We start from the raw sequence: 15,873 nt of genomic DNA, 5'->3' as shown, positions 1-15,873 counted from the left end.
CTAGATCAGACGTTCGGCGGCAAGAAAGTCGGCCAGTTCGACGGCGGCGTTGCCCGAATCGACCGTGATGGTTCCCGCGCTGCGCGCCGGCCTGGCGCTCGTGGTCACGACGCGGGAGCGCGCCATGCCGTCGAAGGATGAGGCCGGGTCGAGGCCGAGGTCGCGCAGGGAGAGCACCTCAAGCGGCTTCTTCTTGGCCGTGAGGATGCCCTTGAAGTTCGGAAACCTCGCCTCTGGGAGGGATTCGGTGACCGAGATGACGGCGGGCAGGGGACAGTGTGCCCGGAGCAGACCCGACTCCGTGGAGCGTTCTCCGGCCACCTGCGCGTCGGTCAGTTCCACGGTGTTGAGGAAGCCCAGGTGCGGGCGGCCAAGGTGCTCGGCAATCATGGCGGGAACGACACCTCCGCGGCCGTCGGTGGATTCGTTTCCGCCAACGACAAGATCGCAGCCCGAGCGGGTGATGGCCGCGGCCAGAGCCCGGGAGGTCCAGCCGACATCGGCGCCGACGAGTGCATCGTCAAGCACATGGATGGCGGAATCGGCGCCCATGGAGAGTGCCTTGCGCAGGGCCGCCGTGACGGAGGCCGGTCCCATCGAGAGCACGACGACCTCAGTGCCTTTGTGCGCGTCACGATAGGTCAGGGCCACTTCGATGGCGCGTTCCCCGATCTCATCGATGACGCGATCCGTCGCGTCGCGATCCACGCGGCCGCTCTCGGGGTTCAGCTTGCGCTCGCCCCACGTGTCGGGGACCTGTTTCACCAGTACAACGATTTTCATGCGATGCTCCTCGAGTCTCAACCCTGCCAAACGTACTAGGAAGTGCTACTAATTACTAGGAACCGCGATAACTCAGGTGGGGTCCGCGCTGCGTTCGCGAATGTCGTTGATGATTCCCGAGAAGTCGGTCGTTGCACCCTCGCCGTCAGCGAAGCGTCGGTACATCTCGCTCGCCAGTGAACCCATCCGGGCCGTCACACCCGTGGACGCGAGCGCCTCCTCAGCGAGTCCCAGATCCTTGGCCATCAGGGCTCCGGTGAAGCCGGGCGTGTAGTCACGATTGGCGGGACTCGCCGCAACCGGGCCGGGCACCGGGCAGTTCGTCGTGAGCGCCCAGCATTGACCTGAGGCATTCGACGCCACATCGAAGAGTGACTGGTGGCTGAGACCGAGTTTCTCACCGAGCACGAAGGCTTCGCTCACCGCGATCATCGAGATGCCCAGGATCATGTTGTTGCACACCTTGGCGGCCTGACCCAGCCCGGAGCCCCCGCAGTGCACGATGCGCTTGCCCAGTGCCTCCAGCACCGGCAGCGCCGTGGCGAAGTCCGCGTCTGAGCCGCCCACCATGAAGGCGAGCGTGCCGGCCTCTGCGCCGACGACGCCGCCGGACACCGGCGCATCCATGCCGTGATGGCCCGCGGCGACCGCGAGGTCATGCGCCGCTCGTGCGTCGTCGACGGCAATGGTGGAGGAGTCGATGAACAGGGTGCCGGGGCGCGCGACGGCAAGCAGCCCCGGCTCCTCGGCCGTGCCCGTGTAGGCAGAAATCACATGGCGACCGGCGGGCAGCATGGTGATGACGATGTCGGCGGATGCCACGGCAGCCGCTGCGCTCTCGGCCACCGTGATGCCCGCCTCGCGTGCCGAGCTCACGGCAGCGGGCATGAGGTCGAAGCCCGTTACCGCGTACCCGGCCGCGACGAGGTTGGCAGCCATGGGACCGCCCATGTGCCCCAGTCCGAGGAATGCTATCGAGGTGGTCATGTGCGTCTCTTTTCTACGACGTTGTAGCGGCAGCTCGAGGTGAGCGGTCGGGGAGGTCAAGCTCGGCATCGTCGAGCGGTTCAAAGAATGCCGTGACGGCGGCCGGGTCGACCTCGTCTAGGGTCGCCGGAATCCAGTGCGGAGTGCGATCCTTGTCGATCACCTGGGCCCGCACGCCCTCGGCGAAGTCCGGGGTCAGGAAGGCGCGGAGCGTCACCCGATATTCCTGGCGCAGTGCGGCCTCCAGGGAATCCAGGTGAACGACCCGGCGCAGTGAGTCGAGCGTCGCGGCGAGCGCCGTCGGTGATTTCGATGCGATGCGTTCGAACGTGTCCCGGGCCGCACCCAGCGGTGAGTTCTTCAGACGGTCGAGAATCTGCGCCATGCTGTCGCCGGCGAAGGCCGCGTCGATCCAGTCCCGCTCGGCCAGCAACGGTGCCTCAGGGGCCAGCGCGCACACGGCGGCAATGGCCTCGTCAGCCGTTGTCGTGGCGAGCAGTGCGATCAGCTCCGGGATGCGGCTCGACGGCACGAACGTGTCGGCGAGACCGAGGGCAATCGCGTCCCCGGCGCCCACCATCCCTGCGGTCAGGGCGAGGTACGTGCCGAGTTCCCCCGGGGTGTGCGAGAGCAGCCAAGTACCGCCGACGTCGGGAACGAACCCGATCGCGGTCTCCGGCATGCCGATCTTCGATCTCTCCGTCACGATCCGATGGGAGGCGTGGGCGGACACACCAACGCCTCCGCCGAGCACGACGCCGTCCATCAGGGCGACGTACGGCTTGGGGTAGCTGTTGATCGCGGCATTGAGCCGGTACTCATCGGCCCAGAACCGGGCGGCTTCCCGCCCGTCTCCGGAGAGCGCGTCCTGATACAGCGACACGATGTCGCCCCCGGCGCACAGGCCGCGTTCGCCGCTCCCGGTGAGCAGGATCGTCTGCACCGAGTCGTCGTCGGCCCACTCGTCGAGGGCAGACTGCAGCAGGTTCACCATGGTGTGGGTGAGCGCGTTGATCGCTCTCGGTCGGTTCAGGCTCAGGTGCCCCACCCGCCCGTCGCGGGTACAGAGAACCTCGGACTCTGGCGTAACGTGTTCGCTCATGCGGGACCCTCCAGGAGTGCGCGCCCCACGATGAGGCGCATGATTTCGTTGGTTCCTTCGAGGATCTGGTGCACGCGCAGGTCACGCACCACCTTCTCGATGCCGTAGTCGGCGAGATACCCATAGCCGCCGTGCAGCTGCAGCGCCGAGTTGGCTGCCGTGAAGGAGACATCCGTCGCGAAGCGTTTCGCCATGGCACACAGTGACGCGGCATCCGGGTCGTCGTTGTCGATGGCGAGCGCTGCCCGGTGCAGCAGGCCACGGGCGGCCTGCAGTTCGGTCTCCATGTCGGCCAGGGTGAACACGAGGGACTGCTGCTCGGCAAGTGGTTTGCCGAAGGCCGTGCGCTCTTTGACGTAGCGCACGGTCTGGTCGAGTGCCCATTGGGCGCCGCCGAGCGAGCAGGCGCCCATGTTCACCCGACCGCCGTTGAGACTCTTCATGGCGATCGTGAATCCGCCGCCGTCCTCGCCGAGCAGGTTCAGTGCCGGCACGCGCACGTTGTCGAAGATCACCTGGCGCGTGGGCTGGGCGTTCCAGCCCATCTTCTTCTCGTTGGGTCCGAACGAGAGGCCCGCGGCATCGGCCGGCACAATGATCGCGCTGATACCTTTCGGCCCGGCTCCACCGGTACGGGCCATGACCACGTAGACGGCCGACGTACCGGCACCCGAGATGAATTGCTTCACCCCGTTGAGCACGAACTCGTCGCCGTCTCGCACAGCGGATGTCTTGAGCGCGGCCGCATCGGAACCCGCGTCGGGCTCCGTGAGGCAATAACTTCCCAGGTGCTCCATCGTGGTCAGCCGGGGCACCCACTGGTGCCGCTGCGCTTCGGTGCCGAAGCTGTCGATCATCCAAACCACCATGTTGTGGATGGAGATGTACGCGGCGATCGTCGTGTCGCCCTTGGCGAGTTCCTCGAAGATGAGCACGGCATCGCTACGGCTGAGCCCCGAGCCGCCCACGTCGTCGGTGGCGTAGATCCCGCCGAGCCCGATTTCACCGGCCTGGCGCAGCACGTCAACCGGGAAGTGTTTGGCCTGGTCCCATTCGACCGCGTGCGGAGCCAGTGCCGACTGGGAGAAGTCGCGAACCGCCTCGACAATGGCCTGTTGGTCTTCCGTGAGGGCTGTCATCACTCGTGCATCAGCGGCATGACGAAGCTCGCACCCTCTTTGATACCGGAGGGCCAGCGGGACGTGACCGTCTTGGTCTTGGTGTAGAACCGGAAGGCATCGGGGCCATGCTGGTTGAGGTCACCGAATCCTGACTTCTTCCAGCCGCCGAAGGTGTGGTACGCGATCGGCACGGGAATGGGCACGTTGACGCCCACCATCCCCACTTGCACCCGGGCGCTGAAGTCGCGGGCCGTGTCGCCGTCCCGCGTGAAGATCGACACCCCGTTGCCGTATTTGTGGTCGGAGGCCAGGGCCAGGGCATCCTCATACGTATCGGCACGGGTGATGATGAGCACCGGGCCGAAAACCTCTTCCTGATAAAGCTCCATGTCGGTGGTGACGTGATCGAACAGGGTCGGTCCGAGGAAGAAGCCCGATTCATACCCGGCAACCGCATGGCCTCGACCGTCGGCGATCAGCTCGGCCCCCGCGTTGATACCGGCGTGGATGGCCGCAGATACCCGGGTCACGGCCTCGCGGTTGATCAGTGGTCCGTAATCGGCCGATTCGTCGAGCGAGTGGCCGATGGTCAGCGCCTTCACCCGTTCGGTCAGTTTGGCTGCGAGTGCGTCACCGGTCTCCTTGCCCACGGGAACCGCGACGGAGATCGCCATGCAGCGCTCCCCCGCCGAGCCGTAGCCCGCACCGATGAGGGCGTCGGCGACCTGGTCGAGGTCGGCGTCGGGCATCACGATCATGTGGTTCTTGGCACCGCCGAAGCACTGGGCTCGTTTTCCCTCGGCCGCGGCTGTCTGGTAGATGTATTGGGCGATGGGGGTTGAGCCCACGAAGCCGATGGCCTTGACCCGCTCGTCGGTGAGCAGGGCATCCACTGCCTCTTTGTCGCCGTTGAGCACGTTGAGCACGCCGGCGGGCAGTCCCGCCTCGAGGAATAGTTCGGCGATGCGTAACGGAACGGAGGGATCACGTTCGGAGGGCTTGAGGATGAAGGAGTTGCCTGCGGCGAGCGCCGGGCCCATTTTCCACAGTGGGATCATCGCCGGAAAGTTGAAGGGGGTGATGCCTGCGACCACACCGAGCGGCTGGCGCATCGAGTAGACGTCGATTCCGGTGCCGGCCCCCTCGGTGTACTCGCCCTTGAGCAAGTGCGGTGCTCCGACAGCGAATTCAATCACCTCGACGCCGCGCTGGATGTCGCCCCTGGCATCGGCAACGGTCTTGCCGTGCTCGGAGGAGAGCAGTCGGGCGAGGGAATCCATGTCTTTGGCGATCAGGTCGAGGAACTTCAACAGAACGCGGGCGCGACGCTGCGGGTTCCATGAGCCCCAGACGACCTGGGCCTCCTCGGCGTTGGCGATGGCCGCCTCGATCTCCGCGGTGCTCGCGAGCGGCACCCTGGCCTGCACGAGTCCGGTATTCGGATCGAAAACGTCGCTGAACCGCCCCGATGATCCGGCTACATGTTGGCCACCGATGAAATGCGTCAATTCGCGAACCATTGAGTCACTACCCTTCATGCCACCACCCTGGTGAGCGCATGAGGCCAATGTACTAGGAAGTGCAACTAATTACTATGACTTGCATGTTCTTGCCGCACCGTCGACACATGCCAGCTTCCCCCGCGACGCCGCACGCGGTACCGTCGAGGTAGGCCTTCTCGACAGAACGGATGCCCACGCATGAACGACCGCGACGATGACCCGCCCGGCATGGATCGATACACGATGCCCGAGGCTCCGCGCTGGCTGAAGCGTATGTTCGGCAAGGTGGCCGGTCCGGTGAACCCGGCGGGGAAGACGGGAAACAAGGCGAAGTCACGCCTGCTGACCGGAGTCGGCTTTCAGCTCGTGGTCGGATTCGTCGTGCACCTGCTCAACTCGCGGCAGTAGCCGCGTGCATAGGGTGCCCCCGGTTGGAATCGAACCAACGACAAGCGGATTAGAAGGCCGCTGCTCTATCCACTGAGCTACGGGGGCGGACGTACGTCTCAAGGTTACCGCACGTGCAGGGAGGCTCGAATTCCGCGCGGTTCCGACGGGAGCTGAGCCCGACGTGCTCAGTCAACCAGGAGTCGGCCGGTGGGTGAGAGTTGACGGGTGAAGACAACACCGCCCTCGCCCTCAACCGCGCTCATCCCCGTCAAACGGCCCGAGGCCGGTCCTTCACGATCCGCTCAAGGCGCGAGGAAACATAGGTGAGAATCTCCTCCCCCGCCGTGATGCCGGATCGGACTGTTTCATCAAAATAGGGAGCCCGAACGTTAAGCGCCCCGTGTCTCGGGTGGATGGCATAATCCGCGAACTTCATCAGTCCTTCATCGAGTGTCGAATCGCCCGACGCAAAAGTGACGTCCGCGCCTGTACGTCGGACCACCTCCGCCGCAGCGCTCTCCTTGGAGATTCCGAACGGAACGATGAAGGTCTTGCGACCCTGGGACGAGATGCGACACCGCCACCGCGCTGCCCGGCTGTCGGCCCACTCAACGAACCATGCCGGCGTTTCAGCGTGCGCGTTGACGCAGGCGAAGAGGTCCGCCGGTCGGCTGATCGTCTTCACCCAGGTCTCATGCTGAAGCTTCCGCGTGATTTCTTCGAGGATGGTGTTCAGGGGTGCGACCGCGGCCAGGCGCTCCTGAACCACCCGGGTCCAGGCGGGATCCTCTATACCGTCCACCAGAATTCGCCCCCCATTCGCGACGATCGCGTACGTGGTCTTGACACCGGGAAGGCGGATCCGATTGAACTGGGTGACATCCCGTGTGGTTGTGGGGACAAAAGTTAGTTCTCGGCTCAGCGCACCAAGCTGACGGACCGCACGGTAGGTCATGAATGACTGCGGCTCTTCCCGGAACGTTTCCACGCACGTCATGCCGGTGTACCGGTCCGGGTCGGCGCTGAGATGGCGTTTGGAGTAGATCGTGGTCGCGTCCAGATCGGCGAAGAAAATGGCCGGAAGTGCGCTCATGAGGCTTTGCGTCCGTCGAACCCGGTGGCGCCGGGACTGAGCTGCGGGTGAATGAGGCCAACCGCCATGAAAGGGAGCCCGTCGACAGGTTCGATGGGGACCCCCCGGCCAGCTGCGAGGAGGCGGATGTGTGCAATGCTCGCCCCGGCGTCGGGGCGAACCAGGATCTTCCAGGGCACCCGCCGCAGGAGAACACGAGTGGTTTCGCCAACCCCGGGTTTCACCAGGTTCACGTTGTTGATTCCGTATTCGGTGCTGATGCGTTCGACGGCCTTCCACCCCGACCAGTTCGGCTCTTCCCCGTGTCGACGACTGTTGGCGAAACGGGCGCGGGCGATGAGCTCCGCGGTGAAGAGAGTGGACACGGTGTCGACGAAGAAGTTGGAGACGTCCACGTCGGTGAACTCTCGGTAGAATTTCGCCCCGTGGAAGTCATCAGGGCCGATGAGATGCTCATTGAGCACTGTCCGCGAGACAAGACCCGAGACTGTCGAGTTGAGTCCGGCCGAGGGGATGAGGTAGTCCTCCCGCGTGCCGTAGACGCTCACGCACGAACCGGGGTCGGCGAGGACGGCGAGTTCAGGGCGGAAGCGAACGCCCGTGGCGTTCTCGTAGTCTTTGAGGGCATCCGTGAGCTCACGGACGATGGCCCCCTTGCCGGTCCACCCGTCCACGAACATGACGAGGCGAGGGTCGTGGTGCTCACTGACGTACGTGAGGGCGTTGGCATCGATGCCGCGGCCGCGGACGATGGAAAGAGCGTAGTGCGGGGTGTCGATCCCATAAGCGGCGTGCAGATACCGACGGATGAGCACGCCGATGGGGGTGCCGGCCCTGGCCAGGGACAGAAGTACAGGGTTGCCTTCACGGAGGTGGTAGATCTGCTCGGCGACAACCGCCACGTGAAATGCCAGCGCATCCCTGGTGGCGTTCAGCGACTCGTCGAAAAGAGACTGGTATTCCGCGGAGGGCTGGTATTCCAGAGGAAGTGATTCCGCGTAATGGGAACCGTTTTGGACCGCTACCTCCCGATCCTCCAGGTTTGTCTCCAGCACCACGTCGGAGAGGTCTTTGAGGAGCCAGGAGACATCTTCCGGTTTGTAGGATCCGAAGACGGGACCGGTCAGGGGTTCGCCGAGCCGTTTGACGGGTGCGGCGGCTTCCATAATGACGATGTTTTTCGTTCGCTGAGACAGAGCGTCAAGCAGACTGGTTGCGGTGGCGGCCAGTTTGCCCGTGTCAGCGGCGCTGGCCGTAATGATGACCACACTGTCGTAGGTGTGCCCCAGGTTGTATGCGAAGCGACGTGCAGTATCGCCGGGGACCTCAGGGACGGTGTAATCGAGTCGGTCGAGGATGCCGTAGTCAGGATGATCATGGGCGAATGCTGGTGAGCGTGTGGTGGCGCCGAAGACCACCGGGTCAACGCTGCGTTCTTCGAGGAGGGACGCAACACGAAGGGGCAGGAACATGTCCTCCTCGACTCCGAGTACGAGAGTGTTTCCGGTGCCAATCCCGGCGAGCTGGCCGGTCAGAGTCTCGGCGATCACGTTGAGCTCGTCGAATGTCCGAATCCCATCACGGGGGTGTGGCGCCGCGTGTGGGTAACTGATCACAGTGACGGCGGCGTCACCGCCGGATACCTCCCGTTCGGTGCGGAGAAGACGGGTGAGTAAGGGCTGGGCACTGGCGACGGCGGAATCGGGGACCGTGAGCTCCCCGTCGAACAGCGCAACGACGCGGATCGTTACTCCGAGCTCACTGGCGACCTCGTCCAGCGCCGTTCGCGACCCGGCGTCACGAAGATCCGCCAACGTCGCGACGATATATGCGGCATGGGTAGCGGTCGCGTGAAGCATGCGAATGGTGTTAATGATGGTCTTACCCGTCGTCAGTTCGTCATCGACGAGGATGACAGTTGCGGAGGTGTCATCAAGGGTTTGCCGATCCCTGGGGGTCAAATGATGCGCGGATGCATGCGAGTGTTCCTCCTCGAAAGCGCCGTAGCTGGGGCTGGTCGGACCCGGGTATCGCGTTGAGCTGACATAGTAGGCCCCGAGAGCAGATGCGACACACGCGCCAAGAGCCGTCGCCGCTTCTGCGAATCCGACAACCACGGCACCCGTCCCGACGTCACGCAGATCGATGTGAGACAGTTTGTGGCGCATTAACGGTGCCCGTAGCGCCTCGACGAGCTCTCGGGTGAGCAGTTCCCTGACGTCGGGTGTCGCACCGGAGGAGAGCTCAGCGTGCACGCGCAGCGCAAGAACCCGCGCGGCCGCCTCGATGATCGCTGGTGACTGTGGGTAGTGCTTACCCAGCACCTTCGAGACCAGCAGATGCGCTCGTCTTGGGTTCCGTCGCAACGCGATACCATAGATGATGCCGAAGTTCAGCGTCCCCTCAGAAGCGGCAATGCTCATCCCGATAGTTTCCAGCACAAGGCCGGCTCCGAGTTCGTGGGTGGCCGGCGCCGAAGTTGATCGAAAATGGTCACCGAACACCGGATTCGCCAGCTCGGTGGGTTCGGGAGTGGCAGAAGTCATGGCCTTCATAGGATAGCAATGCGCGGCATACGGACCGAACGGCGCTTCACGATTCAACGGCCCTCGACCGAAGGCGGATGTGCCGCGCAGGGGCTTCCGGTAATGATGACCTAGCGGATCGCGTCCGATACGTAACACAGAGCGTCGCGCAGGTGCACACGGCTGGCACCCCGCTGCTCACTCCCCAATCAGAAAGGACGCGGACCGATCGGCTCAGCCGCACAGTTCGCACCCCCACATGAAAACCTTCCTTGACACCTTCAAATGGTCGCTCATCGTTTCGTTGGCAGCGTTCGTCGTCGCCTTCGCTTACAACGGCTGGGCTGCCCTCGCCCTCGTCGTGATCCTCGGCCTGATGGAGATCTCGCTCTCCTTCGACAACGCGGTCGTCAACGCCCGCGTACTGGAGAAGATGTCCGCCTTCTGGCAGAAGATCTTCCTCACCGTTGGCATCCTCATCGCCGTCGTCGGCATGCGCCTGCTCATGCCCCTCGTCCTCGTTTCCGTCACCACTGGCCTGAACTTCAACGAAGTCATCACGCTGGCGCTCGAGAAGGGCGACCCGGAAACAGTCGGAACGTACGGCCATTACCTCGAGGATGCGCACCCGCAGATCGCGGCCTTCGGCGGCATGTTCCTGCTGATGCTGTTCCTGGACTTCATTTTCGAAGACCGTGACATCAAATGGCTGACATGGTTGGAGAAGCCGCTGGCCAAGGTCGGTCAGCTTGACTCCCTCTCCTACGTCGTCGCGCTCGGCACCCTCCTCGCCAGCGCTTCGGTCGCTGAGAGCCCGGCTGTCGTCCTGATCGCCGGTGTGCTCGGGCTCATCACCTATATCCTCGTCAACGGCCTCGGCTCCCTGTTCGAAGGCGGCGAGCATGGCGACGAAAGCGTCGGCATCCACGGTTCCTCAGAGGACATCTCCGAGGAATTGGACAAGAAGAGTGGAGGCCCCGCCGGGCTGCCGCTCCTCGTCGGGAAGGCAGCGTTCTTCTCGTTCCTCTACCTCGAAGTCCTCGATGCATCGTTCTCTTTCGACGGTGTCATCGGTGCGTTCGCGATCACCTCGGACCCGATCATCATCCTGCTGGGCCTTGGCCTCATCGGTGCGATGTTCGTTCGATCGCTGACGATCTTCCTCGTCCGCCAGGGAACGCTCAACGACTACATCTATCTTGACCACGGTGCCCATTGGGCCATTGGCGCTCTCGCCACGATCCTCATCGTCAGCATTGGCGTCGAGGTCCCTGAGCTCGTCACCGGCCTCATCGGCATCTTCCTGATCGGCGCCGCATTCATCTCGTCGGTCGTCACCAACAAGAGGACGGCCGCAGCGGAAGCACTCGCTGCAGCTCAAGAACCCGAGCCTGACCTCATCACCTCCCCCTAACTCCTCGCTGGCGCAACCGCGTCCGGCACCCCCAACCAAGAAGAAGGAACCCTCAATGGCTCTTAGCCTGTCCAAACACGAGTCTCTCTCGCTCGTCAAGTCCGACTCCACCCCGCTGACCGCGGTCGTCCTCGGCCTCGGCTGGGACGCAGCACCGAAGAAGGGCCTGTTCGCAGCCCTGCTTGGTGGCGGCGGCGGCGACGACATCGACCTGGATGCCTCGGCCATCCTCCTCGACAGCAACAACAAACTGGTGGACACCGTCTGGTTCCAGCAGTTGCAGTCGAAGGACGCCTCGATCCGCCACTCCGGGGACAACCTGACCGGGGACGGCGACGGCGACGATGAGCGCATCAACATCGATCTGGCCGCGGTCAGCTCCAACGTCACCTCGATCGTCCTGGTGGTGACCAGCTTCCAGGGTCAGACCTTCGACAAGGTCCGCAACGTTTTCGCCCGCGTCGTCGACAATTCCACTGGCCGCGAAAGCGAGGTCGTCCGTTACAACCTCGCCGACGCCGGCAAGAAGACCGCCTCGGTCATCGCCAAGCTCACCCGCTCGGGCGCCGGCTGGACGTTTACCGCCCTCGGCAACTCGGCCACCGGCCGGAAAGCGCCGGACCTGATCGGCGAAGCTCAGGCCGCCGCGTAACCCACCGCGCCACAGGTCAGCCTCACGAAGGAGAATGATGACCCTCACCCTCGAAAAAGGCGGGAATCTCTCGCCGGCCACGAGCGACCCGGGGCTTCTCCACGCCCGCGTCGGTGAGGAAATCGCCGTGGAGAAATCCGTTCTCTTCGCCGAAATCTACAAGCACAGCGGAGAATGGAAGTTCCGGGCCAACGGCCAGGGCTACACCGATGGACTCGGCGGCATCGCCCGAGACCACGGAATCCACATTTAGTTCCACCGCTCGACCGCGGATGCCCGCCAGGCACGCTCAATGCAGAGAAGCACCAGGTGCCGCGCATGTAGCGATCAGGCCCCGAACTCGGGGCAACCAACCACGACGAAAGACACAATGACTCTCACCCTCGATAAAGGCGCCAACCTCTCACTCACCAAGACCGACCCCGGCCTGACCCAGGCACGCGTTGGCCTCGGCTGGGACGTCCGTTCCACCAACGGCGCGGACTTCGACCTCGACGCCTCCGCCATCCTCATCACCGCCGACGGCAAGGTCCGCTCCGACGCCGACTTCATCTTCTACAACCAGAAGTCCGACGAGGCCGGCAGTGTTATCCACCAGGGTGACAACCGCACCGGAGCCGGCGATGGTGACGACGAGCAGATCACCGTGGACCTGACGAAGGTTCCGGCCGACATCGCCAAGGTCGTCATCGTCGTGTCGATCGACGCGGCGGCCGAGCGTAACCAGAACTTCGGCCAGGTCCGCAACTCCTATGTTCGTATCCTCAACGACGTCACCCAGGTTGACATCGCGAAGTACGAGCTCGGTGAGGAAGTTGCCACGGAGAACGCCGTCGTCTTCGCTGAGGTCTACCGCCACAACGGCGACTGGAAGTTCAAGGCCGTCGGCCAGGGCTACACCGATGGGCTTGGCGGCATCGCCCGCGACTTCGGAGTCAACCTCTAAGCACGCGCGCTACGGGGTCGGCGCGAGCCGGCCCCGCACAACTCGCACCACCCCTCAACCGAAGGACCCTCATGGCTATGTTGCTTGCCCCCGAAGACGAACCAGGCGCAGCGCCGGTTCTCGTTGCCCCTGAACCCGTTGCCGAGGTCGCTCCCTCCGCCGCCCAGCAAATGCTCGCCCCCATCCCCAACGAGCGTCTTCTGGTCATCGGCAACCAAGCCAAAGGCTTCGTCTCCGACCTCACCACCGTCAACCCGAACTCGCCTGAATTCGCCTCGAAACTACAGGAGGTCCAGACGCTCGGTCAGAGCGAGGTGACCGCGTCCGGTGCCGGCACCAACCGCATCCTCGAGCGTTCCGTGACCAGCGTCTCCGGGGCAAAGAAGAGCGGGGGCGACGCGACCCAGAAGGTCGTCACGTCCCTCGCACAGCTGCGGACCACTGTCGGCGACCTGACACCGAACGCGGCGGATCTCACAGCGCCGCAAAAATTCATGAACCTCTTCGGCGGGAAGAAGATTCGCAACTACTTCCAGAAGTACGAATCCGCTCAGACTCAGCTGAACGCGATCATGAAATCGTTGGTAGCCGGTCAGGACGAGCTCGGCAAGGACAACGCCACCTTGCAGCAGGAGAAGCAGAGTCAGTGGAATGTGATGGGGCAGCTGAACCAGTACATCAGCCTCGCCCAGGGCATCGACAACGAACTGGTCGCCCAGATCGCCACGTTGAAGCAGGCCGGCAACGTCCAGGCTGCGTCCGTGATGGAAACGGACATGCTGTTCACCGTTCGTCAGCGCCACCAGGACCTGCTCACCCAGCTCGCGGTCTCGATTCAGGCTTATATGGCCATGGAACTGGTGCGAAAGAACAACGTCGAGCTCATCAAGGGCGTCGAACGTGCCCGCACCACCACGTTCACCGCGCTGCAGACGGCGATCACTGTTGCCGCCGCTCTCGACAACCAGCGCCTGGTCCTTGACCAGCTGGACGCGATGAAATCAACGACCGAAGCCACCATCCTCGCGACGTCCGCGCTGTTGAACCAGCAGACGGCACGCGTTCACGAGCAGGCGTCCTCGCCGGCGATCTCTGTGGAGGTCCTGACGAAGGCCTTCGACGACATCTTCTCCACCCTGGACGAGGTTGATGCGTTCCGCATGAAGGCGAACGATTCGATGGCGACAAGCATCGGCCAGATCACCACTCAGGTTGAACGTGCAAAACCGCAGCTGGAACGCGCGCGCAGCCTTGAGGGGACCACCACCGGAGACGTCCAGGGCTCCTGAGACCAACAAAGACGCGAAGGGGGAGGCTGTGAGCTGGCTATCCACGATGTTCGGCAATCACGAGGGGAACACCGGTGTAGAGACACCGGTGGAACCGGAACTTGCGTTCACCGAGCGAGTCACCGCCTCTCTCAACACTCTGGCCGCCGACGCGCGTCTCGCCGGTGCCGTGATCTCGACAACCGCTTTCTCCCAGCTCCGCAGCATCGATGACGTCATCCGGCCGCTGCTCGCGTACATCGCGGGCAATCCAGTCCCCATCACCGACCAGATCGCCATCGAGTCGCTCGTCTCCGACTACGTGCCGACATCCCTTCGCCTGTTTCTGCTCCTCCCCCCCGAAGATCAAACGGCGGGCGACCCGGCGGATCTCCTCCTCCACGAGCAGTTCACCGCGTTGGAGACAAGCGCCCGGCGGCTGAGCGCGACCATCATCGTGACCGCCGCGTCGGCCCTCGAAACCCATGCCATTTTCCTTCAGAACAAGTTCAACGGCTGACCGCCGTCAACGACGGGCTTCAACACCATGAGTATTCACATGCAAGCCGGCGGCAACGCACCGCTGACCGCGGAGAACCCGCTGCTCATCGAACTCCTGATCGGGTTCGGCTGGACCACCATCGCCTCAGGCGCCCCGGACGCTGAACTCGTCCCCTCCGCCATCCTGTGTGACAGTGCGGGCAACGCCGTCTCCCCCGACTCCATGGTGTTCTTCAACCAGCTCTCCACCCCGGATGATGCCGTCCGGTACACCACCAAAGGCGACCAGGAACAAATCGAAGTCAACCTGAGCCTGGTCCCCGACACCGTCAGCAAGATAGTCTTCGTCGTCTATGTCGACCCGGACATCCGCAAACCCGGGAGTTTCAGCACGGTCCGAAACGCTTACATCCGTGTCGCCGGCCGTGACGACAAGGATCTCCTCCGGTTCGATTTGGAGCGTACGGACGCCACTGTCACCGCCATGATCTTCGGCGAGCTGTACCGATACAAGAGCGAGTGGAAGTTCCGGGCCCTGGGTGACGGGTTCACCACCGGGATCGACGGTGTTGCCCGCAGCTTCGGACTGGCCCTGTGAGCCTCGACCTGCTCAGCCCACGGCCGGACATCGTCTTCCTGCGCCGACGCCTCCGCCAGGGGGAGATCGACACGACGCCGGCCCCCGCCACGATCGATTTCCTGGACCTCAGCACGACCCCTGAGGAAGCAGCGGAGAAGCATCAGCCGGTACCCGCAAAACCGGTTCTCACCGGAGCCGTCACCCTCACCACCGCGCTCCCCGTCATCCGCCTGACCGCGCGGCAGTCAGCCATCGGGTCGTTGACCGTGACCGGGGTCAACTACTTCGCGTGGGAGACCCGGGGCCGCGCATCGGGCGGTGTTCGCCGTGGACGGACCGAACCACGGATGCCTGCCTTCGCCAAACGACCGCTCATCGAATTCGTGGGTGATGACGTGGTTGTCGGCCTCCGACACGTCGCAGAACTCCGCCGGGTCATATTCGCCGGGGAAGGCGGCATAATCACCCTCACTGCCCACGGCGGGGCGCAGATCCTCGTGGATACGGCCGGTGGAACGATGGTCCTGCACCTCGCCGTCATCGGCCAGGTCATCGAAGCCCGAATCGAACCGGCTGTGGATGTGGGGCTCGAGTTTTCGATCGCCCCGGCCGGACGGTAAGCGGCCCCTCGGCGGTCGTCGGCCGGACCCTGCAGGCGAGATGGTCCGTTACGGGCGGGAAGGCTGTTGGGTGCCCGTCACAGGGCCTTCGCGGCGGCCACCAGGACCTGATCGAGGGTCGGCACGCCGTGGGCCCGGTAGACCTCGGTGCCGTCTTCTTTCGCGATAATCACCGTGGGGGTATTACGAATGAAGTTGGCCTCCGCCTCCTCGCCGTGCGCGGCAACATCCAGTTCCACGAGGGTCGCACGCGGAATGAGGCGCTGCGCTTCCTTCAGTACAACCCTGGTCTGTGCGCAGGGCTCGCAGAATGCGGCGGAATACAGCGTGAATTGCATCGAGTCTCTTTCATGAGCGGAAATCATCCGCTTCAGTTTACCGGTCAAGTC

Annotated in this window: 17 protein-coding genes and 1 tRNA gene; 9 read left to right on the top strand and 9 right to left on the bottom strand. The window is 63.9% G+C overall.

Going from position 1 to position 15,873, the window contains the following annotated elements; translation table 11 throughout:
- The 5 genes from EDD25_RS15050 to EDD25_RS15030 all read right to left on the bottom strand — a co-directional run bounded on the left by EDD25_RS15050 (window position 1) and on the right by EDD25_RS15030 (window position 5,513).
- Window positions 1-783: an electron transfer flavoprotein subunit beta/FixA family protein gene (locus EDD25_RS15050; protein ID WP_134174418.1), complete on the bottom strand. Its 783-nt coding sequence runs from the start codon at window positions 781-783 to the stop codon at window positions 1-3.
- 72 nt (window positions 784-855) lie between these two features.
- Complete coding sequence (gene mmsB, locus EDD25_RS15045; RefSeq protein WP_134174416.1) at window positions 856-1,770, bottom strand: 3-hydroxyisobutyrate dehydrogenase; 915 nt, start codon at window positions 1,768-1,770, stop codon at window positions 856-858.
- A 13-nt stretch (window positions 1,771-1,783) separates the two neighbouring features.
- The gene (locus EDD25_RS15040; RefSeq protein WP_134174414.1) at window positions 1,784-2,872 is read right to left on the bottom strand and encodes an enoyl-CoA hydratase/isomerase family protein; all 1,089 of its coding nucleotides are present in this window, start codon (window positions 2,870-2,872) and stop codon (window positions 1,784-1,786) included.
- Window positions 2,869-4,011, bottom strand: a complete 1,143-nt coding sequence (locus EDD25_RS15035) for an acyl-CoA dehydrogenase family protein (RefSeq protein ID WP_134174413.1) — start codon at window positions 4,009-4,011, stop codon at window positions 2,869-2,871. Before EDD25_RS15035 ends, EDD25_RS15040 begins: the two co-directional genes overlap by 4 nt.
- Window positions 4,011-5,513 (bottom strand): CoA-acylating methylmalonate-semialdehyde dehydrogenase, encoded by a 1,503-nt coding sequence (locus EDD25_RS15030; protein WP_134175562.1) that lies wholly within the window; start codon window positions 5,511-5,513, stop codon window positions 4,011-4,013. Before EDD25_RS15030 ends, EDD25_RS15035 begins: the two co-directional genes overlap by 1 nt.
- Before the next feature lie 180 nt (window positions 5,514-5,693).
- Here EDD25_RS15030 and EDD25_RS15025 point away from each other — a divergent pair, with 180 nt between their 5' ends.
- Window positions 5,694-5,903, top strand: a complete 210-nt coding sequence (locus EDD25_RS15025; RefSeq protein WP_134174412.1) for a hypothetical protein — start codon at window positions 5,694-5,696, stop codon at window positions 5,901-5,903.
- Between the two features lie 14 nt (window positions 5,904-5,917).
- Here the strand turns inward: EDD25_RS15025 and EDD25_RS15020 are convergent.
- From EDD25_RS15020 to EDD25_RS15010, 3 genes are all read right to left on the bottom strand, one after another.
- Window positions 5,918-5,990, bottom strand: a tRNA-Arg gene (locus EDD25_RS15020).
- 163 nt (window positions 5,991-6,153) lie between these two features.
- Entirely contained in the window at window positions 6,154-6,978 is an 825-nt protein-coding gene (locus EDD25_RS15015) for an HAD family hydrolase (RefSeq protein WP_134174410.1), read from the bottom strand.
- Window positions 6,975-9,524 carry a phosphoribosyltransferase domain-containing protein gene (locus EDD25_RS15010; RefSeq protein ID WP_194088598.1) on the bottom strand — a complete coding sequence of 850 codons (2,550 nt, stop codon included), beginning with the start codon at window positions 9,522-9,524 and terminating at the stop codon, window positions 6,975-6,977. The genes EDD25_RS15015 and EDD25_RS15010 overlap by 4 nt, the downstream gene beginning before the upstream one ends.
- A 238-nt stretch (window positions 9,525-9,762) precedes the next feature.
- Here EDD25_RS15010 and EDD25_RS15005 point away from each other — a divergent pair, with 238 nt between their 5' ends.
- The 8 genes from EDD25_RS15005 to EDD25_RS14970 all read left to right on the top strand — a co-directional run bounded on the left by EDD25_RS15005 (window position 9,763) and on the right by EDD25_RS14970 (window position 15,484).
- Window positions 9,763-10,917 carry a DUF475 domain-containing protein gene (locus EDD25_RS15005; protein WP_134174406.1) on the top strand — a complete coding sequence of 385 codons (1,155 nt, stop codon included), beginning with the start codon at window positions 9,763-9,765 and terminating at the stop codon, window positions 10,915-10,917.
- Between the two features lie 55 nt (window positions 10,918-10,972).
- Entirely contained in the window at window positions 10,973-11,569 is a 597-nt protein-coding gene (locus EDD25_RS15000; RefSeq protein ID WP_134174404.1) for a TerD family protein, read from the top strand.
- A gap of 34 nt (window positions 11,570-11,603) precedes the next feature.
- On the top strand, window positions 11,604-11,822 hold the full coding sequence (locus EDD25_RS14995) for a TerD family protein (protein WP_134174402.1): 219 nt from the start codon (window positions 11,604-11,606) through the stop codon (window positions 11,820-11,822).
- A gap of 117 nt (window positions 11,823-11,939) precedes the next feature.
- Complete coding sequence (locus EDD25_RS14990) at window positions 11,940-12,515, top strand: TerD family protein (protein ID WP_134174400.1); 576 nt, start codon at window positions 11,940-11,942, stop codon at window positions 12,513-12,515.
- A 71-nt stretch (window positions 12,516-12,586) separates the two neighbouring features.
- On the top strand, window positions 12,587-13,804 hold the full coding sequence (locus EDD25_RS14985) for a toxic anion resistance protein (protein ID WP_134174398.1): 1,218 nt from the start codon (window positions 12,587-12,589) through the stop codon (window positions 13,802-13,804).
- Between the two features lie 28 nt (window positions 13,805-13,832).
- Complete coding sequence (locus tag EDD25_RS14980) at window positions 13,833-14,303, top strand: hypothetical protein (protein ID WP_134174396.1); 471 nt, start codon at window positions 13,833-13,835, stop codon at window positions 14,301-14,303.
- A 27-nt stretch (window positions 14,304-14,330) separates the two neighbouring features.
- Complete coding sequence (locus tag EDD25_RS14975; protein WP_134174394.1) at window positions 14,331-14,882, top strand: TerD family protein; 552 nt, start codon at window positions 14,331-14,333, stop codon at window positions 14,880-14,882.
- Window positions 14,879-15,484, top strand: coding sequence for a hypothetical protein (locus EDD25_RS14970; RefSeq protein WP_134174392.1), 606 nt, complete (start codon window positions 14,879-14,881; stop codon window positions 15,482-15,484). The genes EDD25_RS14975 and EDD25_RS14970 overlap by 4 nt, the downstream gene beginning before the upstream one ends.
- Window positions 15,485-15,561: 77 nt before the next feature.
- Here the strand turns inward: EDD25_RS14970 and EDD25_RS14965 are convergent, their stop codons facing one another.
- On the bottom strand, window positions 15,562-15,822 hold the full coding sequence (locus tag EDD25_RS14965) for a thioredoxin family protein (protein WP_134174390.1): 261 nt from the start codon (window positions 15,820-15,822) through the stop codon (window positions 15,562-15,564).
- Window positions 15,823-15,873: the final 51 nt, after the last annotated feature.

It is taken from the genome of Cryobacterium psychrophilum (genome assembly GCF_004365915.1).
Taxonomy (GTDB): domain Bacteria; phylum Actinomycetota; class Actinomycetes; order Actinomycetales; family Microbacteriaceae; genus Cryobacterium; species Cryobacterium psychrophilum.
Note: the sequence above shows the minus strand (reverse complement) of the source record. Positions and strands in the feature narration are given on the sequence as shown.